Below are 24613 nucleotides of genomic sequence, written 5' to 3' on the forward strand. Positions count from 1 at the left end.
GCCGCCCCGGGTGTATGCTTCGAGCCTACTCCTGGGGCGGTTCATTTCGTATCACCAGTTCCATGAACCCTGAACTCAGGTCGTACTCCCGGGAGAAACGATGTTCGGGAAGAAGCGCCAGCAATATCTCCGCGGTTGTACGGACCGTGCAACCGCGTGCCACATGACCACCAAACACGCGACCGCGCGGGTCGGCAACCGACATGTGCAGGTGCGCTCCATCAGCTGATATGGACCCGGCGAGCGTCAGTATTTCCAGACTGTCACGCAGCTCGGTAGGATCCTCGTCCCCGGCAAATCGCAATTGGGCAACGCTGAGGCTCCCGATGCCCTGGATTACGAAGGCCGCACGCAACCTGAGCTGACGCAGCACGTCTTCGAGTGCGACACGCAGATCGGCGCCGGGAGCGAGGCGCAGAGGATGTGCTTGCATCGCGCGGTTCCAGGTAGGGGGCTCCGTGACAGGTTAAGGCGAATTGAGATCGATCGCAATCGAGCGCCAGCACTCGCGCATAACAGGCGTCGTAGGGGCGACAAACGGGCAACTGGGGAGGTTCGGCATCGTGCCGGGTCCGGCCAGTGACCTTTGTCGCCGGCAGCCAGAATGTGACCCATGGCGGAACACGCCGACGCGTTGCCGTGCCGGGAACATGATCCTGGCCATTGACTATGGAGTGCAAATGCCTCTGCCCCTTCTGCTCCGTTGCAGCGACCTCAAGCAAACGCGAGAGTTCTATGAATCCGTGCTCGCGTTCAGTGTTAGTGAATCAGCAGAGCATACGATCACGGTCGAAAAGCACGGCTAGTCTCCCCTTCCGCGGCATCACGGTGGGCGGCATCCTTCTTGGCGCCGTGCGCCCCGTGCATATACTGACATCATCCTCGACCGTTCGCCGCATCGCCAACCTGGGCGGTGGCGACGGTTGATGCCAACGCGCCGCGCGCTCAGGCATGTACCCTCGATTGACCCGGCCGGGCATCCGGATGCCGTCGGTGAACCAGCCATGGAGACGATGATGGATAAAGACGATCACCCGAAGCCGTTCTACAGATCCCTCTACTTCCAGGTCATCACCGCCATTGTCATCGGCGTCATCCTCGGCCATTTCTATCCGCAGACGGGCGAGGCGATGAAGCCGTTGGGTGATGGCTTCATCAAGCTGATCAAGATGATCATCGCGCCGATCATCTTCTGCACGGTCGTGGTGGGCATCGCCGGCATGGAGGACATGAAGAAGGTCGGCAAGACCGGCGGGCTGGCGCTGCTGTACTTTGAGATCGTGAGCAGCATTGCGCTGTTGGTCGGCCTGTTGATCATCAACATCGTCAAGCCCGGCGCCGGCATGAACGTCGACGTAGCCACCCTCGACACGAAGGGCATCGCCGCCTACACCGAGCCCGGCAAGATGCAAGGCACGGTCGATTTCCTGCTGCACGTGATCCCGAACACGGTGGTGGATGCCTTTGCCAAGGGTGAGATCCTCCAGGTGCTGCTGTTCGCGGTGATGTTCGGTTTCGCGCTGCACAGGTTCGGCGGCCGCGGCACGCTGGTGTTCGACTTTATCGAGAAGTTTTCACACGTGCTGTTCACCATCGTCGGCTACATAATGAAGGTCGCGCCGATTGGCGCCTTCGGCGCCATGGCCTTCACCATCGGCAAGTACGGCGTGAGCTCGCTGCTGCAGCTTGGCCAGCTGATGGCGACCTTCTACGCCACCTGCTTGCTTTTCATCTTCGTCGTGCTGGGCACCATCGCGCGGCTGCATGGCTTCTCGATCTGGAAGTTCATCAAGTACATCAAGGAGGAACTGCTGATCGTGCTGGGCACGTCGTCGTCGGAATCCGTGTTGCCGCGGATGATGGCCAAGCTGGAGAACCTGGGCGCCCGCAAGTCCGTCGTCGGACTGGTGATCCCGACTGGCTACTCCTTCAACCTGGATGGAACCTCTATCTACCTGACCATGGCGGCGGTGTTCATCGCCCAGGCAACCAACACCGACATGAGCCTGACGCAGCAGATCACCCTGCTCGGCGTGCTGCTGCTGACCTCCAAGGGCGCCGCCGGCGTCACGGGGAGTGGCTTCATCGTGCTGGCGGCCACGCTTTCGGCGGTGGGGCATGTTCCGGTGGCGGGGCTGGCCCTGATCCTCGGCATTGACCGCTTCATGTCGGAGGCGCGCGCCCTGACCAACCTGATCGGCAACGGCGTGGCCACGGTGGTGGTGGCGAAATGGACCGGCGACCTCGATATCGAGCGGATGCGGCGCAGGCTTGATGCCGAGTCGGACATTGAGGCCGACGAGCCGGAAGTGGTGCTCGACCAAGTCGCGACCCATATGCCGGTCGCCGACACCACGGTAAGCCGGTGAGCGGCAGCGCGCAAACACACATCACCACAAAGCGGGCTGTGGCCACTACCTGGTCGCGCCCTTTTGAATGTCTTAGTGCCTCGAAGCTAGCTCATCGCGCGATGGGCAGGTAAAGGCTCACCGTCAATTTCGACCGGTGAGCCAGCGTTATTTCAACGATCAATTTGAGGATGAGTTCCGGCCCAGCCGTGCCGCCTCTATCGCGGCGATGTCGATTTTTTTCATCGTCATCATCGCCTCGAATGCGCGCTTGGCCGCTGCGCGATCTGGGTCGGTTATCGCCGCGGTGAGGGCGCGCGGGGTGATCTGCCATGACAAGCCCCACCGGTCCTTGCACCAGCCGCATTCGCTTTCCTGGCCGCCATTGCCGACAATCGCATTCCACAATCGGTCGGTTTCGGCCTGGTCGTCCGTCGCGATCTGAAAAGAGAAGGCCTCGTTGTGCTTGAAATGCGGGCCGCCGTTCAGCCCGAGGCAGGGAATGCCGGCGACGGTGAACTCGACCGTCAGGACATCGCCCTGCTTGCCGTCGGGATAGTCGCCCGGTGCGCGGTGGACGGCGCGGACAGCGCTGTCGGGAAATGTTTCGGCGTAGAAGTTTGCGGCGTCAAGGGCGTCGCCGTCGTACCACAAACAGATCGTGTTCTTGCTACTCATTCTGTGTCTCCTGGAAAGTTGAGCACCGGGCATCCGCCACCGTCAAAACAACTCCAATCGTCCACATCGGGTGACCTTGGCCTGTCGAATGAGACCGATGCCGTTGTCGAGACTCCAATGTCTCACACTCTCGCGGCGGGCGCAGGCAGCTTGAAGGGTGAACCCTTGTCGCGAAGGGCTGTAATTCGGCCATCGAATCCGATGGCCGAAATGACCGCTTAGGGTCGTTCGGAGGCTTTGCAGCAGGCCGGACTGTATCGCGAGATCAAAGCGATCCTTACCGCCGGCGCCGCCCAGCTTCAGTCCCTTGTTGCCATGGATCAGCGGCAACTGCTTTGGCGGTGCCCCTAAACGGCGCCGTGGCGCCTTAACGCAATGCCATGGCGGGCCAGGCATTTCCTCAAGTCGTCAGGCTGGAGGAAGGGCTCTGCCTCTTTCTTGCGCCAGGGTACGCGATATCCCGGATGAATGGAAATCTCCGTGACACCGGCCGGTAGCACGTCGGGGATCCTCTGATGCCAGTCGGTGCCGCGCGTATCCGCGCCAATGTAATAGTCCGGGTAGCGCAAGCCCCGGAACTGCTGGAGCAGGAGCTTGTTCATCGCGCCGCGCCGCTGCTTGTCGGGATACAGGTTCTGGGGCCGGCGAACCCAGTGGATACCGAAGTGTTGCATCTCCTTCTTGATAGCGCGAATCACGAACGGGAGCTTGTGCAGGTGAAAATGCCCGTCGACATGGCTTACCTTGACGCCATGGTCCAACAACTCAGTCAACTGGTGGCGAAACTCGGTCCGGATATCGCGCTCCCAAAGCAGACCAAACATGCCGCGAAAGCGCTGTGCACGTTCGTTTCGGAACGTCCCATCCGAATGGCACAGCGAACGGCGGTGGCCAGAGAGGGGTCGGCCTTCCGCGAGATTGAGGTGCAGGCCGAAGGAGAACCGCTTCCTGTTCTGCTTGGCGTAGTCGTACGCGAGGGCTGATGCAGGCATGCCGGCGAGGATGGTGGCACTGGTCAACAGGCCGCCCTCAAAGCAGGAAACCGTGGCGTCGAATGTATCGTCATTGTAGCCAAAGTCGTCGGCATTCACGATCAGGCTTCGCATGGTCTGGCGCTCCGGGTTCGTTTGGATAAATGGCACATGGCGTGCATCACAGCGTAATTATTGGCGCTGCGGCGGGCACCATCAACGGCGCTGAGTGTGATGCCATACATTTATGCCAGCCCTGATTGCATTATTTTCAATACAATAAGAGCCAGCACAGCTGCCGCCAGGAGTGCTACGCCGGCGCCCCGTCTTCGCGCAGCCACACGATGAACTCGGCGCCCTGCCCCACCTCGCTCTCCACGGTGATGCGGCCGCCATAGCGCTCCACCAGCGCAAAGCTGATGGACAATCCGAGGCCGGTTCCCATCTGCTTCTTGGTGGTGAAGAACGGATTGAACAGATTGGGCAGGTCTTCTTCGCTGATGCCGCGGCCCGTGTCGCGAACATGCAGCGTCACGCCGTGCCCTTCCCAGTCCCGCGTGGCCAGCGTGAGCGTGCCGCCCTCGGGCATGGCGTGGATGGCATTGGTCAGCAGGTTGACGACCACCTGCTGCAGCTCGCCGCGACTGATGCGCACGTGGCGCGTGGCCTGCCAGTCCTGCTCGATCCGGATCTCCGGCCCCTTGATCAGGTGCCGGACCAGGTCCAGGCAACCGGCCGCGACTTCGCCCACGTCCAGCCGCTCCATATTTCCGGCGAACTCCTCCGGCCGGATGAACTGCAGCAGCCGGTTGGTCAGCAGGTAGATGCGCCGCACCTGCTCGTCGATCAGCCGGAGCTCGTGCCGGACCGGCTCCGCCGCCGGGCCGAGGATCTCGCGGGCCACGTCAAGGTTGCCCTGGATCACCGCGATCGGATTGTTGATCTCATGGGCCACGCCCGCCGTAAGCTGTCCTGCGACCGCCAGCTTCTCCGACGTGATCAGTTGCTGCCGGGTGGCCCGCAACACGGTGTTGGCATCCTCCAGCTCCCGGGTGCGTTCGGCCACCTTGCGATCGAGCGAGTCGGCCCAGTCCCTGAGCTCGGCATTGCGCTGCTGCAGGTCCGACAGCAACTGGTCGAACTGGCCGGCGAGCTGGCCCAGCTCGTCCTCGCTGCCCACCGGGCCTACGCGTGCCTCGGCATTGCCGGCCTTGAGCGCGCGCATGGTGCCGACCATCCGCGTCATCGGCGTGAACACACGCCTGGCCCACAGCAGCGAGAACAACGCTCCCGCCACGGCCAGCAACAGGAACAATCCCACCAGCACGCCCAGCGCCAGGTCCTTGGCCTGGCTGATCGGCCTGGCCAGGTAGCCCACGTAGAGCATGCCGATGCGCTGGCCACGGCTGTCCGCGATCGGCTCATAGGCGCTCATGTACCGGTCGTTGACGACGAAGGCCAGGTCGAGCCATTTCTCGCCGCGCAGCAGCACCTTGTCGCGTACCTCGCGGGAGACCCGCGTCCCCAGCGCGCGTTCGCCATGGAACAGCCGCACGTTGGTGGCAATGCGCGTGTCGTCCAGGAACAGCGTCGCCGTGCCCTGGCTGCCCCGGGGCAGGGATTCCGGCTGGTAGACCAGCGCGTTGATCGTGTCGATAAAGCCGAGGTTGTTGTTCAGCAGCGTGCCGCCGTGCAGGATTGCCACCAGTGCGCCCGCTTCATCGAACACCGGCGCCGCCGCGTGCACCACCATGCCGCGGGTTTCCAGGGTCCTGTCGGTGGGCGCCGCATTGGCTGTGGGGCGCAGCGCCACCTGTGCGCGTCGGGCAAGGTCGCCAGAAACGGCAGCCAGCTGCGCGGCGGACCACGCATCCGTGGCGGCCTCCGCGCGGCCGGCCGTGGCACTGGCCACCACGCGCCAGGCGGCGTAGTCCGTACCCGCGGCACTGGCCGGCGCAGCGGCAAGCAGCCGCCCTTGCGGATCGAGCAACTGCAGGAAATCGAGCCCGTGCGTGCGCCGCGCTTCGGCCAGGATGCCGGGCATGGCGCCGCCGCGGCCAAGGCCATTCACCAGCGCATGCGACCTGGCCTCCTGCAGGACCCGGTCCTCCACACCGCCGACCATATGCTCGAAGTACTCGTGGGCGACCAGCAGGTCGCTGTTGACCTTGTACGTCAGCAGCGCCTGGAACACCCGATCGCCCCATAGCGCCATCAGCAGCAGCAGTGCCACCAGCGCCACCAGCAAGGGCGCGATGACAATGGAGACGAGCTTGGCGCGCAACGAGGCGCGATAACGACGCAGCAGCCCGGCCGGGCCAAGCGGGCGAATGAGGCTCAAGGACGCAGGCCCCACTGCAGGCATTTCCGGTCCAGCGTGCGGCGCGAGATGCCCAGCCGGCGCGCGGCTTCCACCCGGTTGCCGCCCTCCGCCGCCAGCACCTGCAGGATGTGCAGCCGTTCCACCGTCTCCAGCAGCGTGGCTTCATCCGCCGGCGTGGCCGTGCCCTCCCCGGCCGCTGCCAGCAGGCTGGCCTGCGCCGGATCGGCCGGCTGCGCCAGCAGTTCAACCGGGTATTCGCCCAGGATCAAGGCCCGCTCCACCAGGTTGCGCAGTTCGCGCGCATTGCCTGGCCAGTCGTAGCCCTTGAGCAGGCGCGCCAGCGAAGGCGACAGCGGCACCATGGGCAGCCCGAGCTGGGCGGACAACTGCTCCGAGAAATGCTCAGCCAGCGGCACGATGTCTTCCGGGCGCGTGCGCAACGGCGGGATCGCGACGGATACCACGTCGAGCCGGTAGTACAGGTCCTGGCGGAAGCGCCCGGCGGCGACCTCGTTGGCCAGGTTGCGGTTGCAGGCCGCGACGATGCGCACGTCCACGGCGATCTCGCGCTCGGTACCGAGCGGCCGGATGCGCCGGTCCTCGATCACCCGCAACAGCTTGGCCTGCATGGCCAGTGGCAGCTCCGAGATCTCGTCCAGGAACAGCGTGCCGCCGTCGGCATAGAGGAACAGGCCGTGGCGTGCCCCGGCCGCCCCGGTGAAGGCGCCCTTGGCGTGGCCGAACAATTCGCTTTCGACGATCTCGGGCGCCATCGCACCGCAATTCAGCGGCACGAACTGGCCCTGCCGGCCGCTGAGCCGATGCAGCTCGCGCGCCACCACTTCCTTGCCGGTGCCGGACTCGCCCGTCACCAGCACCGTCGACGGCATCGGTGCCACCCGTGCCACCAGCGCCATCACCTTCTTCATGGCTTCCGATTCGCCGATGAAGTCCTTGTGGATGGTGTACTTGTCCAGCTCGCGGCGCAGCAGGTAGTTCTCGCGCGCGAGCCGGGTCCGGTCGAAGCAGCGCCGGATGGCGTTGAGCATCTGGTCGACGCGGAACGGCTTGACGACAAAGTCCGCTGCGCCCGAGCGTAGCGCGGCGATGGCCGTGTCCATGTCGGCGAAGGCGGTCATCAGGATGACATCGGCGGGGTTGCCGGCTGCGCGCAGCGCCTTGAGCCACTCCATCCCACTGGCACCGGGCAGCGCCACATCCAGCAGGATCAGGTCGAAATGGCGTTGCTCCAACAGCGCGGCGCCTGCTTCGGCGCTGTCAGCCGTCACCACGCTGTCCACCTTGCCTTCCAGCGCCCGGGACAGGAACGAACGCATGCCGGCCTCGTCGTCCACCACCAGGATCGTGCGGCGCTGCCAGTTGTCGGATTCGGCTGCGTTGGTTTGTCGTTCGCTCATCACTTTGGCTGTTACGGCCCGGTCAGGGCGAAGGAGCAGTCTAGCGACAGTGCGCTATTCGGCAGTATTGGGAGTAAACCGAGCCAGCCTTCGATGCCGCGGCCCGGAGATGGACAGTTTGGCCCGCGCGCCGGGCCGCTGCCTGGACATTTTGTCCATGGCCTCGCCTCACCGCGCGGGCTACGCGCTGCAAGCCGTTGACGGCAAACGGAATCCGCCATGGGCATGGCCCTTGCTCAACGATGCGCACCCAGCCCATCGCACCCGACGAAAGAAGAGGCTGCCACTTCCAGGTAGGAGACAAGTTCATGTCATATCCCGCGCAAGCGCAAACGCCATCGCAAAAGTCCCAACACGCATCGCCATCCCGGCCAACGTCGCGGCCGTCGCCCTTCTCCAAAGAAGCCATCATCGCCCGTCCCGGCTTCAACCGCTGGATGGTGCCACCTGCCGCGCTGGCGGTGCACCTGTGCATCGGCCAGGCCTACGCCTTCTCGGTCTTCAATGAACCGCTGACCCGGATCCTCGGCGTCACGCAATCCGCGCCGGGCGACTGGCAACTGACCACGCTGGGCTGGGTGTTCTCGCTGGCGATCTTCTTCCTGGGCATCTCGGCCGCCTTTGCCGGCAAGTGGCTGGAGAAGGTCGGGCCGCGGCGCACCATGTTCACGGCGGCGTGCTGCTTCGGCGGCGGGTTCCTGGTTTCGGCGCTGGGTATCTGGTTGCACCAGATCTGGCTGCTGTACCTGGGGTACGGCGTGCTGGGAGGGATCGGGCTCGGGCTGGGCTACGTTTCCCCGGTCTCCACGCTGATCCGCTGGTTCCCGGACCGCCGCGGCATGGCCACCGGGCTGGCGATCATGGGCTTCGGCGGCGGCGCGATGATCGGCGCGCCGCTGTCCGTCGCCCTGATGAACTACTTCAAGAGCGCAACCAGCGCGGGCGTGGCGCAGACCTTCCTCGTCATGGGCGTGGTCTACTTCATCTCGATGTCGCTTGGCGCGCTGGCCATCCGCATCCCTGCCCCGGGCTGGGCGCCCGCGGGCTATGTCCCCACCGCCAAGGCCGGCAAGATGGTCACGCACGCCAACGTGCACATCGACCAGGCGCTGAAGACGCCGCAGTTCTACCTGCTCTGGCTGATCCTGTTCCTGAACATCACGGCCGGCATCGGCGTGCTGGGCCAGGCGGCCGTGATGATCCAGGAAACCTTCAAGGGGAGCATTACCGCCGCGGCCGCGGCCGGCTTCGTCGGGCTGCTCAGCATCGGCAACATGACCGGGCGCTTCCTGTGGAGCTCCGCCAGCGACTACTTTGGCCGCAAGACCACCTACGCCATCTTCTTCGCCTGCGGCGCCGCGCTCTACCTGGCCGTGCCGGCCATCGGCGCGTCCGGCAACGTGGCCCTGTTCGTGGCCTGCTACTTCCTGATCCTGACCATGTATGGCGGCGGCTTCAGCACCATTCCCGCCTACTTGGCCGACATGTTCGGCACGGCCTACGTCGGTGGCATCCATGGCCGCCTGCTGACCGCCTGGGCCGCCGCCGGTATCGCCGGACCAGCGCTGGTGAACTACATCCGCGAGCACAAGCTGGCATTGGGCGTGCCCAGGTCAGAGGTCTATGTCGATACCCTGCACATCATGGCGGGCCTGCTGGTGGCGGGCTTCGTCTGCAACCTGCTGATCCGGCCGGTGCATGCGCGGCATCACCTGCGCGAAGCGACCAGCGCAGCCTGAATGCATCCTCTGCCGTCAATACACAGGAACACCCAACCATGCACAACGACCGCACTTTCGGCAAGACCATGCTGCTGCTCGCGTTCTGGGCCTACGTGCTTATCCCGCTGGGCGCGGGGATCTGGTCGACCCTCGGGAAGGCCATGACCCTGTTTAGCTGAGCACCCGCGCCGGGCCCCGGATCGTCGATACGGCGGGGTCCATCCATGACTGTGATCCTGTGCAATCGCGCCATCTGTACTGGTGGCGCGATTGCGCATGGCAAGTGCGGCTCACCAACGCAAACTGAGCTTCAGCGGTTGCGCCAGAACTGTATCCCTCGCAGGCAGGCTGTCATCCGTACATTGTCCGTAGTGTCGCGCGACACGCCGTCGTGCCGGCGGCAACCCCACGGAGAGCACATCGATGCACGGACTCACAGCGCTGGAACTCGCTCGAATCCAGTTCGGATTCACGGTTTCCTTTCACATCCTTTTTCCTGCCATCACGATCGGGCTGGCATGTTTCCTGGCGTTCCTGGAAGCGCGCTGGCTGCGCACCCAGGACACCGTATACCGGACCCTGTACCAGTTCTGGATCAAGATCTTCGCCCTGAACTTCGGCATGGGGGTCGTTTCCGGCCTGGTCATGGCCTATGAGTTCGGCACCAACTGGTCGTTCTTCTCGCAGTTTGCCGGGGGCATCACCGGCCCGCTGCTGACCTACGAGGTGCTGACCGCCTTCTTCCTGGAAGCGGGTTTCCTCGGCGTGATGCTGTTCGGCTGGAGCCGCGTCGGTCCGGGGCTGCATTTCTTCTCCACCGTGATGGTCGCGCTCGGCACCATCATTTCCTCCACCTGGATCCTGGCTTCCAACAGCTGGATGCATACGCCCGCGGGCTACGCCATCGTCGCCGGCAAGGTGGTGCCTACCGACTGGCTGGCCGTGATCTTCAATCCCTCGTTCCCCTACCGCCTCGCGCACATGGTCATCGCCGCGCTGCTGTCCACGGCACTGTTCGTGGCGGCATCCTCGGCCTGGCAGTTGCTGCACGACCGCGCCGTACCCGCCGCCCGCACGATGCTGTCGATGGCGCTGTGGATGGTGCTGGTCACGGCGCCGCTGCAGGCGGTGGTGGGCGACGCCCACGGCCTGAACACGCTGGAGCACCAGCCCGCCAAGATCGCGGCGCTGGAGGGGCACTGGAACACCGCCGCCAGGGACGACAAGGGCGGGTTTCCGCTGATCGTCTTCGGCATCCCGGACATGGAACGCGAGGAAACGCGCTACGCCATCGAGATCCCGCGCCTTGGCAGCCTGATCCTCACACACAGCCTTGACGGGCAGATCCGCGGCCTGAAGGACTTCCCGAAGGAAGACCGCCCCAATGCCACCGTGCTGTTCTTCACCTTCCGCGCCATGGTCGGCCTGGGCGTGCTGATGATCCTGTTCGGCCTGCTTGGATGGGTACTGCGCCGCAACGGCGTCGTGTACCGGTCCCGCGCGTTCCTGCGGTTCGCCGTGCTGATGGGGCCCACCGGCCTGATCGCGCTGCTGGCCGGCTGGATGACCACCGAGATCGGCCGCCAGCCGTGGGTGATCTATGGACTGATGCGCACCAGCGATGCCGTTTCCGCGCATGCGGCGGGCCCGGTCGCGCTGTCGCTGGCGCTGTTCGTGGTGGTCTATTTCATCGTCTTCGGCGTGGGCATCCGCTACATGCTCAAGCTGGCGAGCGCCGGCCCCGTGGCTGACCCGCACCCGCACGAAGTGCCGCCTTCCTACGGGCCGGGCAGCCTCGGTGCCGCTCCTGCCGCCATCACCGCGGCTTCCGCATCCAGCGCCATGGCCCCGCACGGCCAGCGCAAATTCTGAACAGGTGATCGACATGGGCATCAATCTTCCCGTTATCTGGGCCGGCCTGATCTTCTTCGGCGTGATGATGTACGTCATCATGGACGGATTCGACCTTGGCATCGGCATTCTTTTTCCCTTCGTCGGCGACCGTTATGACCGCGACGTCATGATGAATACCGTGGCGCCGGTCTGGGACGGCAACGAGACCTGGCTGGTGCTCGGGGGCGCGGCGCTGCTCGGTGCCTTCCCGCTGGCGTATTCGGTGCTGCTGAGCGCGTTCTACCTGCCGCTGATGTTCATGCTGCTCGGCCTGATTTTCCGCGGCGTGGCCTTCGAGTTCCGCTTCAAGGCCAGCGACCGCAGCCGCCCCTGGTGGGATGCCGCCTTCACGTGGGGCTCGGTGGTCGCCGCGTTCTTCCAGGGCGTGACGCTGGGCGCCTACATCGACGGCATTGCCATGCAAGGCACCACCTACACCGGCGGCGCGCTCGACTGGCTGGCGCCGTTCCCCATCTTCGCGGGCGTGGGCGTGGTGATCACCTACGCTTTCCTCGGGGTCACATGGCTCATCATGAAGACCGAGGGCCGGCTGCAATGGACCATGCTGCGCGTGACCAACGTGCTGACGGGCGTGATGCTGGCGATGATCGCGGCCGTGAGTGTGTGGACACCCCTGACCCACCCCGAAATCGCGCAACGCTGGTTCGCGCTGCCCAACCTGTTCTTCTTCCTGCCGGTGCCGCTGCTGGTGCTGGCCTCGGCCGCCGGCATCTACCGGGCCCTGCGCAGCCGCCCGAACGTGTCGCCATTCCTGTACGCGCTGCTGATGATCTTCATGGGCTATACCGGGCTAGCCATCAGCGTCTGGCCCAACATCATCCCGCCGTCGATCTCGATCTGGGATGCATCGTCCGCCCCGCAAAGCCAGGGCTTCGCACTGGTCGGCACCCTGTTCATCGTGCCGATCATCCTGGCCTACACGTCCTGGTCCTATTACGTGTTCCGCGGCAAGGTCAAGCGCGGGGAGGGGTACCACTGATGGCCAGGATCCTGCGCGCACGGCTGGCGGCCCGCCTTGGCTGGCTGCTGGCACTCTGGCTGGCGGGCGTGGGCACGGTCTTCGCCTGCGCCAGCCTGATGCGGCTGGCGATGCGCGCGGCCGGGCTGGCCAGCTGAAGCCATGCCGCTCTCCCGTGCCACGCTGCCCGCGCGCAATGCGCGCAGCATGCTCGACTTGCTCGCGTCAGCTTGCGCGGGCAGCCCGGGTCCCTTGCCGTGGATGCATTCGCTGAAGGTGTTCGGCGCCGCGATGCTGGCGCTCTACGTGGCGCTGGCGCTCGGCCTGCCGCGGCCCTACTGGGCCATGGCCACGGTCTACCTGGTGTCCAGCCCGCTGGCCGGCGCCACCCATGCCAAGGGCACCTACCGCGTCATCGGTACGCTGCTGGGCGCCGTGTGCGCGGTGGCGCTGGTGCCATTGATGGTCGACGAACCCGTGCTGCTGATGGCGGCGATCGCGTGCTGGACCGGCACTCTGCTCTACCTGTCCTTGCTGGAACCGGCGCCGCGCAACTACATCTGCCTGCTGGCCGCGTATACGCTGCCGATCGTGGCACTGCCGACGGTATCCAACCCGGCGAGCGTCTTCGACATGGCGCTTGCCCGCATCGAGGAAATCGTGATCGGCATCGTCTGCGCCAGCGTGGTCAGCGCGGTGGTGTTTCCCGCCAGAACGACGCCGGCGCTGGCCGCGCGCGCCGGCGCCTGGCTGGTCCACGCCTCGCGCTGGGTCAGCGACATGCTGGTCGCCGGTGCGAGTGCGGCGCAGCGCCATGACAGCTTTAGCCTGCTTGCCGCCGATATCCTGGCGATGGAAACACAGATTGCCCAGCTGTCTTATGAATCCGACGGCGCAGCGACACTGCGGCGCGCACGGGCCCTGCACCAGCGCATGACGGCCATGCTGCCGCTGGTGCTGGCACTTGCCGATGCTGCCAGCGCCTTGCGCCGGCATCCCGCGGGCATGCCCGACACCGTCGCGCAGCGAATGCGCGCCACCTTGGCATGGATCGCCGGCGACCAAGGCGCGTGCCGGCCTGTCCCTTTCCCCTATGCGCCGGGCACGGCACAGACCGAGCCCGCGGACTGGCACGCACAGCTGGTCACGGCTACCAGTACCTACCTCGATGAGCTGACCGACCTCTGGCACGACTGCCGCCTGCTGCAGGCCAGCCTGCGCCAGGGCGGGAACGAGCCCGCCGCCCTGCGCTATCGCGTGGAACCCGCCGGCCAGGCACGGCACCATGATCACGCCCGGCTGCTAATCCGCGCTGCCACGGCTGGCACGGCCACGTTCGTGGCGGGCCTGCTGTGGATGGTGTCGGGCTGGCAGGACGGCGCCGGCCCGGTCGGCCTGGCCGCCCTCGCCAGTTGCTTCATTGCCACCACCGAGGAGCCGCGGCTGGTTGCCGGCCGGGTAATCGCCTGGAGCGTCGCCTGTACGCTGCTGTCCTGGTATTACCAGTTCGTGGTGCTGGCGCTGGCGCATGACTTTGGCTCGCTGGCCGCCCTGCTGTTCGGCCCCTACCTGTTCATCGGCGCGATGACGACGCAGCCGCGCTTCGCGCTGTTCGGGGTGTTGCTGGCGGTCACGGCGGCGTCGTTCCCAGGGCCGCAGCACCTGGATGCCGCCAGTTTTGCGAACATCTTCAACAGCAGCCTGGCGAGCCTGGCAGCGCTGGCCTTCGCCGCATGGTGGGCCGTGCTGATGCAACCCTTCGGCCAGCAGCTGGTGGCGTACCGGCTGGCCAGGGCCAACTGGGACGAGATCGCGCTGGCCGCGCATCCGCGCGCGCCAGTCAACAGCGCCCGGCTGCGCGGGCGCATGCTGGACCGGCTGCTGCGCCAGTGGCCACCATTGACACGCCGGAATAGTCCGACTGGCAAGCAGGCCGACAGCGCCGTCGCCGACTTCCTGGTCGAGTCCGCCGCGCTCGCGCTGCGGCGCGCCTGCGCAACCCTGCCGGCGCCGCGCAGGCGCGCCGTGGAGCGGGTGCTGGCAGGCGTCGCGCGCCACTACCGCCAGTCCGCGCGCGCGGGCCATGCCTCCACGCCCGCGCCGGCCCTGGCCGCGCAGGTCGAAGCAGCCTTCGCGGCACTGCCCGCGACGGGGCACGGCAGCCTCCGCCCGACGCTGGCGGCGCTCGCCACCATCCGGCTTGCCCTGTACCCACAGACCGACGGAGACCGCCATGCACGCCACTGAGTTCGACCTGTACGGCGTATTCGTGCCGGCCACCGTGGTGTGGATGCTGGCCGCGTTCGCCATCACCGCCGGCGTGCGCGCCATGCTCGCCCGGATCGGCTTTTACCGCATCGTGTGGCACCGGTCCCTGTTCAATTTTTCGCTCTACATCCTCGTACTCGGCGCGATCGTCGCGCTCGTCTGGCAGGCTCTATCATGAAACGCAAGCTTTCGCTGCTCGGTACCGCCGCGGTGACCCTGGCGGCCGTTGCCGCCGCGGCGCTGACCGCCTGGCAGCTGTGGCGGTACTACACCGAAGCCCCCTGGACGCGCGACGGCCATGTGCGCGCGGACGTGGTCCAGGTGGCCCCGGACGTCTCCGGCCTGGTCACGGCCGTGCTCATCGGCGACAACGCCCGGGTGCAACGCGGCCAGGTCCTGTTCGTGGTCGACCAGGACCGCTTCACCCTGGCATTGAGGCAGGCGCAGGCTTTGGCGGCATCCACGCGCGCCGCGCTGGTCCAGGCCCGGCGCACCCGGGCGGGCGCCGCCGACACCGTGGCAGCCGCCCTGGCGCGCGTGGAAGAAGCCGACGCAGCAGTGGAAGTGGCAAGGCTCAACCTGGCCCGCTGCCGCGTGGCCAGCCCGGTGGACGGCTACGTCAGCGACCGCCTGCCGCGGGCGGGCGACTTTGCCACCCGCGGCAAGCCCGCCTTGTCGGTCGTGGCCAGCGGCTCGCAGTACGTGGAGGGCTATTTCGAGGAGACCAAGCTGCCCGCGATTCGCGTCGGCAGCGCTGCCGAAGTGCACATCATTGGCCAGCGCGCGCCCCTGCGCGGGCATGTGCAGAGCATTGCGCCCGGCATCGAGGACCAGGACCGCAGCAGCGGGCCGAACCTGCTTCCCAGCGTCAGTCCGACCTTCAACTGGGTACGCCTGGCGCAGCGCATACCGGTGCGCATCGCGCTGGACCAGGTGCCGCCCGGGGTACAACTGATCGTCGGCCAGACCGCCTCGGTCCGCATCCGGGAGCCGCGCGAATGAGGCAGCGCCTGCACCGCCCGAACTGTTCTGCTGCCAGTTCCGCCAATTTGTGCGCCTGCCGGGCAGGCATCCGTCCCTACCATGGACGCCATGGCAGGGGCACCCGGCTGCCGCGCCCCGCCTCCACGCCATTGTCCAGGGAGATTCGCCATGCAAGCCGCGCTTGTGCAAGAAGTGCCCGCCGCCTCCGGCCCCCACAGCCTTGAGGCGCTCGTACCGGACCAGGCATCGGCCGCATGCCGGGACCAGTTGGGCCGTCCGCTGCGCGACCTGCGGCTCTCCGTGATCGACCAGTGCAACTTCCGCTGCACCTACTGCATGCCCAAGGAACGCTTCGGGCGCGACTATCCGTTCCTGTCGCCCCAGCAACGCCTGTCTGATACGGAGCTGCTCGGGATCGTGCGCGCCTTTGTCAGCCTTGGCGTGCAGAAGGTGCGCCTGACCGGCGGCGAGCCGCTGCTGCGCAAGGGTATCGAGTCGCTGGTCAAAGGCATTGCCGCCATGCGCACCCTCGACGGCGGCCAGGTGGAGGTGGCCATGACCACCAATGGCAGCCTGCTCGCCCGCAAGGCCCGCTCGCTGCGGGACGCGGGCCTCGGCCGGGTCACGGTGAGCCTGGACAGCCTGGACGACGGCATCTTCCGCTCCATGAACGACGTGGAGTTCCCGGTCAGGCGCGTGCTGGAGGGGATCGAGGCGGCGTGCGCGGCGGGGCTGGCGCCGGTCAAGGTCAACTGCGTGGTCGAGCGCGGCACCAATGACGCGCAGGTGCTGGCGCTGGTCGAACACTTCCGCGGCAGCGGCGTCACGCTGCGCTTCATCGAATACATGGATGTGGAAGGTCCGAGCGCGTGGTCACAGTCACGCGTGGTCCCCTCCGAAGAGATCCGCGGCATGGTCGAGCGCGCGCATGCGCTGGTGCCGATAGCCCGGCGGGACGGCGAGACCTCCAGCAACTATGCGCTGGCGGACGGCAGCCTGAAGCTCGGCTTTATCTCCAGCGTGTCGCACCCCTTCTGCGGCGATTGCACGCGCGCGCGCGTTTCGGTCGACGGCCGGCTCCACCTGTGCCTGTTCGCCACGCGTTCCGTCGACCTGCGCCGGCACCTGTCTGCCGCCCGTCCGGCCGAAGCCGTGGCCGATGCAATCCGGCAAGCGTGGCAGGCTCGCAGCGACCGCTATTCCGAGCTGCGCGCGACCCGCGTGGCCAGCGGCAAGCGGCAGTACCCCACGGTGCGCATGTCGCTGGTGGGCGGCTGAGCCGCCGGGGCGCAGGTCTCAGGCTGTATCCGGGAAAACTTGCGCGGCAAGCTCCGCACCGGCTTGCGACAGGCTGGCGTGGCCGCGGCCTTCCTCGTCGGTCTCAAAGTCGGCCAGTCCGGCGGCCTGGAGCTGCGTCAGCACGCGCCGCAGCACGCTCATCGGCAGTTGCGCCCGTTTGGCGATCTTGGCGAGCGACCATGGGCTGGCGCCGCCCTCGCGGCCGGCCTGGCACAGGACCTGGAGGACTGCGAGGATGGCGGGATCGATATCAGTGTCTTGCATGGTCCTGGTTGTCCTCATCCGACTGGCGGCCGCGCGCAAGCAGGTGCTGGGCGATCTTGCCCAGCGTGTGCACGGCGGACTCGATGTCTTGCGACCACTCCCCGCTGTAGTTCAGCCGGATGCAGTTGCTGTAAGTGGCGCCGGGCGCGAACATATGCCCCGGTGCAACGGTGATGCGATGCTCCAGCGCGGCGTGGTACATCTCCATGGCATCGATGCCCTCCGGCAACTGCACCCACAGTACATAGCCCCCCGCAGGCCGCGAGGTAGTGGTGCCCTCGGGGAAAAACCGGCGCACTGCAGCGGCCATGATGTTGGCCTGCTGAGCATAGTTCTTGCGCACCCGCCTCAGGTGGAAGTCGTAGCCATCGTTCTTCAGGAACTCCGCGATCGCCAGTTGCGGGATCGCAGGCGTCGTCAGCGTATTGAGGAACTTGAGCCGTTCCACCGCTTCGCGGTAGCGGCCCGGCAGCGCCCAGCCGATCCGGTAGGCATTGGTCAGCGTCTTGGAGAAAGAAGCGCAATGCAGCACGATGCTGGCCGTGTCGTAGGCCTTCAGCGAGCTGGGATGGGCCTCGCCATAGTAGAGCTCGCCGTAGACGTCGTTCTCGATGACCGGGATATCCTTCCCGGTCAGCATGGCCACCAGGCTGCGCTTCTTGTCATCGGGCATCTGGAACCCGAGCGGGTTCTGGAAGTTGGGCATCACCATGCAGGCTTTCACGCCCTTCTCGTCGATCAGTCGCGCCAGCGCGTCGATATCGATCCCCTCCACCGGATCGGTCGCCACCTCGATGGCGCGCATGCCCAGGCGTTCGATCGCATGGAGCATCGCGTAAAAAGTCGGGGACTCCACCGCGATCGTGTCGCCCGGCCTGGCCACCGCCTGCAGGCAGAGGTTGATGGCCTCGGTGGCACCGATCGTGACGATCACCTCGTTGGGATCGATGGCGTAGCCGTTCTCCAGATAGCGGCGCGAAATCTGCCGGATCAGCTCGGGGCTGCCGGGCGGCAGGTCGTCCAGCATGGTCCACTTGGCATAGCGGCGCGCGATATTGTTGGCGTACTGGTTGATGCGCTGCCAGGGAAACAACGAAGGGTCCGGATAGGGCGAACCGAGCGGTACGGCGTCATCGGAACGGATCGAGCGCAGCGTGGACAGGACCAGGGCGCTGACGTCCACCGCCGAAGGCTTGGCACTGGGCTTGGACGGCCGCAACTCGATCGCCGGCTCGCCCGGCCGCGCACGCACAAAGTACCCGGACTGTGGCCGGCTTTCGATAATGCCGCGGCTCTCCAGCATGACATAGGCCCGGATCACCGTCGTGATGCTCATGCGGTGGTGCTGGCTTGTCTGCCGCACCGAGGGAATCCGCTCGCCGGGCAGCAGGACACCCTGTTGCACCAACGCCTCGATATCCGCAGCCAGTTTTTCATATAGCTTCACGCCGCGCCCCCCTTGCCTGCCGTTTCCCTTCCGCCCGCGCCGGGGCTGCCCTCCAGCGGGCTGCCGTCAGCTGCGCCAACGATGGGAATCATAGTATGGCTGCGGCACATGATGGAGTTGCCCGGCGCTGTGCGGCCCCACGCGCACAAAGCCGCTGGAGCGGACCGCGTAGCCATCGGTGGCGCTGCGGTCCGCCGCCTGCGTGTCGATGACCGCGGCGAGCGCCTCGTCGAAGCTCAGCATGCGGCGCCGCCCTCAGGAGCGCCCGGGGATTGCGCATCGTTGCCGACGCCCAATGCGGCGCCGGTATAGTCGACATAGCCGTCCTTGCGGCAGAAGCTGAGCAGGTGCAGGCCGGCCTGCTCCGCGATCCGGATCGCCAGCGAGGTCGGCGCCGAGATCGTGGCGAGCATCTGGATATTCATGCGTGCCGCCTTGCGTACCAGTTCATAGCTGGCGCGACTGGACAGCAGCACGAAGCCGTCGTCCATCGCCACGCGCTGCATCGCCAGGTGGCCGATCAGCTTGTCCAGGCCGTTGTGCCGGCCGACATCCTCGAAGACATGCAGGATCTCGCCGCGCGCATTGCACCAGGCCGCGGCGTGGACGCCACCGGTGGCCCGCATCAGCCGCTGGTGCGACGGCAGCGCCGCGACGGCGCGCTCGATCAGTTCGCGCGACGGCGTCAGCCGCTTTGCCGGCAAGGGCATGCGCGCGGGCTCCAGGTCGAGCAGCTCGATGCTTTCGATGCCGCAGACGCCGCAGCCGGTGCGGCCCGCCAGCGCGCGCCGGCGTGACTTCATGGCGGCAAAGGCATGCTCGCTGATCTGCAGTTGCACTTCGGCGCTGTGCCGGTGCACGCGCACGTCGACGTCATAGATCTGTGCGTTACGGCTGACGATGCCCTCGGTCAGCGAAAAACCGACCGCGAACGCCTCCAGGTCCAGCGGCGTTGCCATCATCACGGCGTGTGAGATGCCGTTGTACACCAGGGCGACCGGGAGTTCTTCCGCCACGTTGTCGGTGGCCTGCCGCGCCGCGCTGTCCTTGTGCCGCACGATGCTGCGCGCTTCATAGCCTGGGTGTTCGATCAATTCGGTGCAATGCATGGAAATCTCGCGAAGGTTGATGGCACACCGGCTCGGGGAGCGCGCACCAGGCCCTGGCCCGGCCGGGCGCCGGGCTTTCTGTCCAAACTCATGGCTCTGTAGATGCGGTCAGGCCGCCGCCGCAGGTTGGCGACGGGACGGGGTCAGCAACACTGGTACCGACTTCGATGTAGGCGTGCCGCAGTCATCGCCAGTGCTTTCCAGCGGCACCAGCGGATTGGTTTCGGGGTAGTACGCCCCCAGGCACCCTTGCGGAATATCGTATTCGACCAGCACGAAGTCCTCGACATGGCGTCGCACGCCGTCATCCCAGACACTGGTGATGTCCACGTGCTGCCCTGCCTTCAGGCCAAGCCGGGCCAGGTCGGCGGGATTGATGAAGACCACCCGGCGCAGGCCGAACACGCCGCGGTAGCGGTCGTCCAGGCCATAGATCGTGGTGTTGTACTGGTCGTGCGAGCGCGTGGTCATCAGCACCATCAGCTTGTCGCCATACTGCTCGCGGGCACGGTGGATGGGGGTGTCCTTGTCGATGCGATTGACCAGGAACTGCGCCTTGCCCGACGGCGTTTGCCAGACGCGGTTGCGCGACGCGGGCGTCAGGTGGAAGCCTCCCGGAACGGCGACGCGCTCGTTGTAGTTGTCGAAGCCCTCGACGACCTGCTCGATGGCATCGCGAATGCGCGCATAGTCCTGCGCGTACCACAGCCAGTCGATCTTCTCCGAGCCGAGCGTGGCCGCGGCCATGCGCGCGACAATGGCAATCTCCGACAGCAGTTGCGGCGACGCCGGCGCGTTCATGCCAAAGGAAATATGGACCATGCAGACCGAATCCTCGACGGTCACGCCCTGCGGCACGCCGTCCTGCTGGTCGATCTCGGTGCGGCCCAGCGTGGGCAGGATCAGCGACGCCTTGCCGTGCACCAGGTGGCTGCGGTTGAGCTTGGTAGCGATGTTCACGGTCAGATCGCACTGGCGCAACGCCTCGAAGGTGCGGGGCGTGTCGGGCGTGGCGGTGGAGAAATTGCCGCCAAGGCCGATGAAGACCTTGACCTTGCCCGCGAGCATCGCCGAGATGGTGTTGACCACGTCATACCCATGCTCGCGCGGCGGCTCGAAACCAAAGGCGGCCCCCAGGCGGTCCAGGAAGGCATCGTCCGGCTGCTCCTCGATGCCCACCGTGCGGTCGCCCTGCACGTTCGAATGCCCGCGCACCGGCAGCAGCCCGGCACCGGGGCGCCCGATGTTCCCGCGCATCATCATCAGGTTGGACAGGATCTGCACCGTCGGCACCGAATTCTTGTGTTGCGTCAGGCCCATGCCCCAGCATGCGATCACGCGCTTGCTCCTGGCGTAGACCTGGGTCAGTGCGTCGATATCCTCCTGCGATACGCCCGACTCCGCGATGATGTCCGTCCAGCTTTCCGCGCGCAGGTTTTCGACAAAGTCGCCGAAGCCGATGGTGTGCTCGCGTACGAAGTCGACGTCGATCAGGCGCGCGCGGCCGTGCCTTACCGCATCGTCGTCCAGCTCGACCAGGCGCTTGGCGATGCCCTTGATCAGCGCAAAATCGCCGCCCAGCGTGGGCTGCACGAACATCGAGGCGATCTTCGTGCTGGAACCGGTCAGCATCTCCACCGGGTGCTGCGGGCTGGTAAAACGTTCCACCCCGCGTTCGCGCAGCGGATTGATCGAAACGATGGTGGCACCGCGCCGCGCGCACTCGCGCAGTTCGCCCAGCATGCGCGGGTGGTTGGTCGCCGCGTTGTGGCCGAACAGCAGGATGGTGTCGGCATGCTCGAAGTCGTCCAGCACCACGGTCGCCTTGCCCACGCCTATCGTCAGTGGCAGGCCGCGGCTGGTAGCTTCGTGGCACATGTTCGAGCAGTCGGGGAAGTTGTTGGTGCCATAGGCACGCACGAACAGCTGGTAGAGGAACGCGGCCTCGTTGCTGGCACGTCCCGACGTGTAGAAGGCGGCCTGGTTCGGGTCCGGCAGTGCGCGCAGGTGGTGCCCGATCAGCGCAAAGGCCTCGTCCCAGGCGATCGCGCGGTACTTGTCGGTCTGCGGGTCGTAGACCATGGGGTGCGTCAGCCGTCCGTGCTGCTCCAGCTCAAAATCCGTCTGCGCCATCAGCGACGTGACCGTGTGCTGCGCGAAGAATTCCGGCGTGACGCGCATGCTGGTGGCCTCGGCGGCCACGGCCTTGACGCCGTTCTCGCAGAACTCGAAGGTGGAGGCGTGCTGCCGGTCCGGCCACGCACAGCCGGGGCAGTCGAAGCCATCCGCCTGGTTCTGCTTGAACAGCATCTTGTACTTGCCACCGGCAACCTTCTCCTTGATCAGGTTGATGGCAACGTACTTCAGGGCACCCCAGCCGGCGGCGGGGTGAGTGTAGGGGGCGATGTGGCCTTTTTCAGGTGTCGGGGAGCTCATTGCGTGGTGTCCTGTAACCGCTGGAGCCGCGTCCGGCCCGGCCCGTGGGTTGGGTCTGGATGGTTGCGGTGACACCAGATTAGGGCTCCCGGGTGTGTCCGGGTACGTACAAACTGCAGCCTGACCGGGGAGCACAGTCCCATTCGGGCCAGACGCCGCCTCGTTTGATGACCTTCGGTCTCGCCATTGAAAACTTTCCCGGAACGCCTCGGGTCGGGAGCCGGCCGGTTCTGCGCGCTGCATGGTGCGGAACGATTCGCCTTGGGCTGACACGAACCATGACAGGGCCGTGGAAATGTTGAGCCCGTCCGGCGGCGGCAAGCTCACATTCCCGGCCATTCACGGGGACTTTATCCTGCAGGAGGGCCGATATGAACGCAACGGCAAAACTCATCCCGTCAACTGAACTGGCGCGAGGCAACCCCATCCGGTTGCCCAATGAAAGCGCGGAGTATCGCAAGGCGCGCAATGCGCTGCTTGCAGAGGAGATCGAGCTACGGCGCCACATTGAGCGCGTGGCCGAACAGCGCCGCAAGCTGCCCCCAGGCGGCGAGGTCACCAAACCCTACACCTTCCAGGGCGAACACGGGCCGGTCAAGCTTGCCGAGCTGTTTGGCGACAAGGACACGCTCGTCATCTACAGCTATATGTTCGGACCGCAGCGGGAACAGCCTTGCCCCATGTGCACGTCGATAATGGCATCGTGGGATCACAAGGTTCCGGACATTGAGCAGCGCGTGGCGCTGGCGATGGTTGCTCGCTCGCCCATTGATCGTCTTATGGCGGCCAGGAAGGCGCGGGGCTGGACCAAGCTGAAGGTCTACGCGGACGTCGACGGCAATTTCACCCGCGACTATGTCAGTCGCGAGGATGCCGATGTCCCGGGTTACACGGTGTTTACGCGGCGGGACGGCAAGATCCGCCATTTCTGGAGCGGTGAGATCTACGGCGTCCCGTCAGACCCCGGCCAGGACCCACGCGGCGCGCCGGATCTGGACCCGCTGTGGACCCTGCTGGACACCACGCCGGAAGGCCGCGGCACCGACTGGTATCCGGAGCTGGAATACCCGGGGAAGAATTAGCGTCTGCAACGTCGGCGGCGAGACGAAGTCAACGTAAGGGCCCCTCCCCTGCGCAGTCAGCCACCGACGCGGGCCGCGTCTCCAGCCGGCTGCCTGCCACGCAGGCACAGCCCCCTGAGCGTCGAACCTGCCAGCCGCCACCATGATGGCCGCATCGCGGCGCGCGGCGACTGGCACGGCTGCGCCGGCGCCGTGTCGGCCGACACTTCCGCTTGCAGCGCGGGCTGCGCAAGGACGGCGTACCCGCTGTACTGGGCCAGCAGTTCCTCGCGACTGACTTCCTGCTCCCCGCCGCCCCAGCCTGGCAGCGCGACGAGAAACCGTTCGTGCTCGCGGCGCTGTAACAGTACGCAGGGTTTGCGCTTGTCCAGCAACAGGATGGCCGGCAGCGAGCTATCCGGGATCCCGTCGAGATCCCGCTCCACCAGCCAGGTCGACACCCCAGCGCGCGCCGCCGCGGCGAAGAGCAGCGGCAGCGTCATGCCCTGCCCTTTAAGCGGCAGCCCTTCGAGCAGAACTGCGGACGGAACCGGCCGGTGCAAGGCCCGGTTCAGCAACAGCAGGCTGCCCAGCAGCGGATCATCCGCACCCGTCAGCTGGTCTATGGCGGCAGCCGGCTCCCCGCGGCCAGCCATGAGGGACAAGTTGGAGGTCCCTGGATGCGCGGCGGGCGTGGTCTTGATTCGCTGTGTCCGCCGCCACGGCGTTGATGCGCCCTCTATGTCTTGTGCCGGCGCCTCGCATAGCGCAAGGCCAGCCGACTCGTGCCCTCCGCACGGATTCCCTTCACCCATGACTCCCCCCGGTTTCAGTGGTGTGATCTTTGCTACGAGCGTAGTGCATCGGCAAGCGCGGGCCCATCATTCGAACAGGCTAGAAGTACAGCCGGGCAAGACTGATTCAGCGCTGAAACACGCCGCTGGCTTGCCGGCGGCGGCTTGGTCCAAGCGCCTTACTGCAGCGTTCCGGGAGGTACTACGGTCCAGCCTGAAGCCCCGCTCGAGGTCGTCCTGCGCTGACTCCTGAGGACACCGTTCTCGTCGAACTCGAAAAGGACCGTCGACGAGCGGATCTCGCCTCCGGAAAACAGCGGGCCAATGAATGGAATAAAGCTCTCAGGGTTAGGCCTGGAGGTCGCAAAGGAATAGATCAGTATCGTGGCTCCGTTTTTCAGCGTCGTCTGGGATGAGGGCTTCCCGAGCTGGGTGGTAACGTCGTCAAGCGTCGAGAAGCCGAGCATGAAGTTCGACATATGCTCCGGTTTCACGTCGACGCCTGTCGATACACAGGCAACCAACATGACGCAAGTCACAATCAGTGCGTGAGCACGCTTCATGTCGACACCGCCGTACTTTTTGTGCCGTGACTGAGAACGTGCTGAAGGCCTTGATGC

At 66.0% G+C, this 24613-nt stretch carries 23 protein-coding genes; 11 read left to right on the plus strand and 12 right to left on the minus strand.

What is annotated here, in order from left to right:
• Nucleotides 1-25: 25 nt before the first annotated feature.
• Nucleotides 26-433: a PPC domain-containing DNA-binding protein gene (locus tag ABNX08_RS26640; protein ID WP_022538694.1), complete on the minus strand. Its 408-nt coding sequence runs from the start codon at nucleotides 431-433 to the stop codon at nucleotides 26-28.
• Between the two features lie 583 nt (nucleotides 434-1016).
• On the opposite strand from ABNX08_RS26640, the gene ABNX08_RS26645 reads away from it, so the two are divergent.
• Complete coding sequence (locus tag ABNX08_RS26645; protein ID WP_022538696.1) at nucleotides 1017-2369, plus strand: dicarboxylate/amino acid:cation symporter; 1353 nt, start codon at nucleotides 1017-1019, stop codon at nucleotides 2367-2369.
• Nucleotides 2370-2528: 159 nt separating this feature from the next.
• Here the strand turns inward: ABNX08_RS26645 and ABNX08_RS26650 are convergent, their stop codons facing one another.
• The 4 genes from ABNX08_RS26650 to ABNX08_RS26665 all read right to left on the minus strand — a co-directional run bounded on the left by ABNX08_RS26650 (nucleotide 2529) and on the right by ABNX08_RS26665 (nucleotide 7738).
• Nucleotides 2529-3026, minus strand: a complete 498-nt coding sequence (locus tag ABNX08_RS26650; protein WP_022538697.1) for a VOC family protein — start codon at nucleotides 3024-3026, stop codon at nucleotides 2529-2531.
• A gap of 347 nt (nucleotides 3027-3373) precedes the next feature.
• Nucleotides 3374-4132, minus strand: coding sequence for a ChbG/HpnK family deacetylase (locus ABNX08_RS26655; protein ID WP_022538699.1), 759 nt, complete (start codon nucleotides 4130-4132; stop codon nucleotides 3374-3376).
• A 175-nt stretch (nucleotides 4133-4307) separates the two neighbouring features.
• Nucleotides 4308-6362: a cache domain-containing protein gene (locus ABNX08_RS26660; RefSeq protein ID WP_349605919.1), complete on the minus strand. Its 2055-nt coding sequence runs from the start codon at nucleotides 6360-6362 to the stop codon at nucleotides 4308-4310.
• Nucleotides 6335-7738 carry a sigma-54 dependent transcriptional regulator gene (locus tag ABNX08_RS26665; RefSeq protein ID WP_022538701.1) on the minus strand — a complete coding sequence of 468 codons (1404 nt, stop codon included), beginning with the start codon at nucleotides 7736-7738 and terminating at the stop codon, nucleotides 6335-6337. Before ABNX08_RS26665 ends, ABNX08_RS26660 begins: the two co-directional genes overlap by 28 nt.
• Nucleotides 7739-8046: 308 nt before the next feature.
• Here ABNX08_RS26665 and ABNX08_RS26670 point away from each other — a divergent pair, with 308 nt between their 5' ends.
• From ABNX08_RS26670 to moaA, 9 genes are all read left to right on the plus strand, one after another.
• Nucleotides 8047-9477 (plus strand): OFA family MFS transporter, encoded by a 1431-nt coding sequence (locus ABNX08_RS26670; protein WP_022538702.1) that lies wholly within the window; start codon nucleotides 8047-8049, stop codon nucleotides 9475-9477.
• Between the two features lie 38 nt (nucleotides 9478-9515).
• Complete coding sequence (locus tag ABNX08_RS26675; RefSeq protein WP_022538703.1) at nucleotides 9516-9638, plus strand: hypothetical protein; 123 nt, start codon at nucleotides 9516-9518, stop codon at nucleotides 9636-9638.
• A 244-nt stretch (nucleotides 9639-9882) separates the two neighbouring features.
• Nucleotides 9883-11331: a cytochrome ubiquinol oxidase subunit I gene (locus ABNX08_RS26680; protein WP_022538704.1), complete on the plus strand. Its 1449-nt coding sequence runs from the start codon at nucleotides 9883-9885 to the stop codon at nucleotides 11329-11331.
• 13 nt (nucleotides 11332-11344) lie between these two features.
• Entirely contained in the window at nucleotides 11345-12352 is a 1008-nt protein-coding gene (gene cydB, locus ABNX08_RS26685; RefSeq protein WP_041682086.1) for a cytochrome d ubiquinol oxidase subunit II, read from the plus strand.
• Entirely contained in the window at nucleotides 12352-12489 is a 138-nt protein-coding gene (locus ABNX08_RS26690; protein ID WP_022538706.1) for a DUF2474 family protein, read from the plus strand. The genes cydB and ABNX08_RS26690 overlap by 1 nt, the downstream gene beginning before the upstream one ends.
• A 4-nt stretch (nucleotides 12490-12493) precedes the next feature.
• The gene (locus ABNX08_RS26695) at nucleotides 12494-14578 is read left to right on the plus strand and encodes an FUSC family protein (RefSeq protein ID WP_022538707.1); all 2085 of its coding nucleotides are present in this window, start codon (nucleotides 12494-12496) and stop codon (nucleotides 14576-14578) included.
• On the plus strand, nucleotides 14565-14777 hold the full coding sequence (locus ABNX08_RS26700; RefSeq protein WP_022538708.1) for a DUF1656 domain-containing protein: 213 nt from the start codon (nucleotides 14565-14567) through the stop codon (nucleotides 14775-14777). The genes ABNX08_RS26695 and ABNX08_RS26700 overlap by 14 nt, the downstream gene beginning before the upstream one ends.
• Nucleotides 14774-15601, plus strand: a complete 828-nt coding sequence (locus ABNX08_RS26705) for an HlyD family secretion protein (protein ID WP_022538709.1) — start codon at nucleotides 14774-14776, stop codon at nucleotides 15599-15601. Before ABNX08_RS26700 ends, ABNX08_RS26705 begins: the two co-directional genes overlap by 4 nt.
• Nucleotides 15602-15751: 150 nt before the next feature.
• Nucleotides 15752-16861 (plus strand): GTP 3',8-cyclase MoaA, encoded by a 1110-nt coding sequence (gene moaA / locus ABNX08_RS26710; protein ID WP_022538710.1) that lies wholly within the window; start codon nucleotides 15752-15754, stop codon nucleotides 16859-16861.
• A gap of 18 nt (nucleotides 16862-16879) precedes the next feature.
• Here the strand turns inward: moaA and ABNX08_RS26715 are convergent, their stop codons facing one another.
• The 5 genes from ABNX08_RS26715 to ABNX08_RS26735 all read right to left on the minus strand — a co-directional run bounded on the left by ABNX08_RS26715 (nucleotide 16880) and on the right by ABNX08_RS26735 (nucleotide 22138).
• Nucleotides 16880-17146: an Rrf2 family transcriptional regulator gene (locus tag ABNX08_RS26715; RefSeq protein ID WP_022538711.1), complete on the minus strand. Its 267-nt coding sequence runs from the start codon at nucleotides 17144-17146 to the stop codon at nucleotides 16880-16882.
• A complete protein-coding gene (locus ABNX08_RS26720; protein ID WP_022538712.1) occupies nucleotides 17133-18593 on the minus strand; it encodes a PLP-dependent aminotransferase family protein in 1461 nt (486 codons plus the stop codon). Before ABNX08_RS26720 ends, ABNX08_RS26715 begins: the two co-directional genes overlap by 14 nt.
• Before the next feature lie 66 nt (nucleotides 18594-18659).
• Nucleotides 18660-18836 (minus strand): hypothetical protein, encoded by a 177-nt coding sequence (locus ABNX08_RS26725; RefSeq protein WP_022538713.1) that lies wholly within the window; start codon nucleotides 18834-18836, stop codon nucleotides 18660-18662.
• Complete coding sequence (fdhD, locus tag ABNX08_RS26730; RefSeq protein ID WP_022538714.1) at nucleotides 18830-19702, minus strand: formate dehydrogenase accessory sulfurtransferase FdhD; 873 nt, start codon at nucleotides 19700-19702, stop codon at nucleotides 18830-18832. The genes ABNX08_RS26725 and fdhD overlap by 7 nt, the downstream gene beginning before the upstream one ends.
• 108 nt (nucleotides 19703-19810) lie before the next feature.
• Nucleotides 19811-22138 carry an FdhF/YdeP family oxidoreductase gene (locus ABNX08_RS26735; RefSeq protein ID WP_022538715.1) on the minus strand — a complete coding sequence of 776 codons (2328 nt, stop codon included), beginning with the start codon at nucleotides 22136-22138 and terminating at the stop codon, nucleotides 19811-19813.
• A gap of 371 nt (nucleotides 22139-22509) precedes the next feature.
• On the opposite strand from ABNX08_RS26735, the gene ABNX08_RS26740 reads away from it, so the two are divergent.
• Nucleotides 22510-23220, plus strand: a complete 711-nt coding sequence (locus ABNX08_RS26740) for a DUF899 family protein (RefSeq protein WP_022538716.1) — start codon at nucleotides 22510-22512, stop codon at nucleotides 23218-23220.
• Nucleotides 23221-23276: 56 nt separating this feature from the next.
• Here ABNX08_RS26740 and ABNX08_RS26745 read toward each other — a convergent pair whose 3' ends face one another.
• Both ABNX08_RS26745 and ABNX08_RS26750 read right to left on the minus strand, forming a co-directional pair.
• Entirely contained in the window at nucleotides 23277-23855 is a 579-nt protein-coding gene (locus tag ABNX08_RS26745) for a cysteine peptidase family C39 domain-containing protein (RefSeq protein WP_022538717.1), read from the minus strand.
• A 317-nt stretch (nucleotides 23856-24172) separates the two neighbouring features.
• Nucleotides 24173-24556, minus strand: a complete 384-nt coding sequence (locus ABNX08_RS26750; RefSeq protein ID WP_022538718.1) for a hypothetical protein — start codon at nucleotides 24554-24556, stop codon at nucleotides 24173-24175.
• Nucleotides 24557-24613: the final 57 nt, after the last annotated feature.

The sequence above is a fragment of the Cupriavidus sp. DF5525 genome (assembly GCF_040149425.2).
Classification (GTDB): domain Bacteria; phylum Pseudomonadota; class Gammaproteobacteria; order Burkholderiales; family Burkholderiaceae; genus Cupriavidus; species Cupriavidus pickettii_A.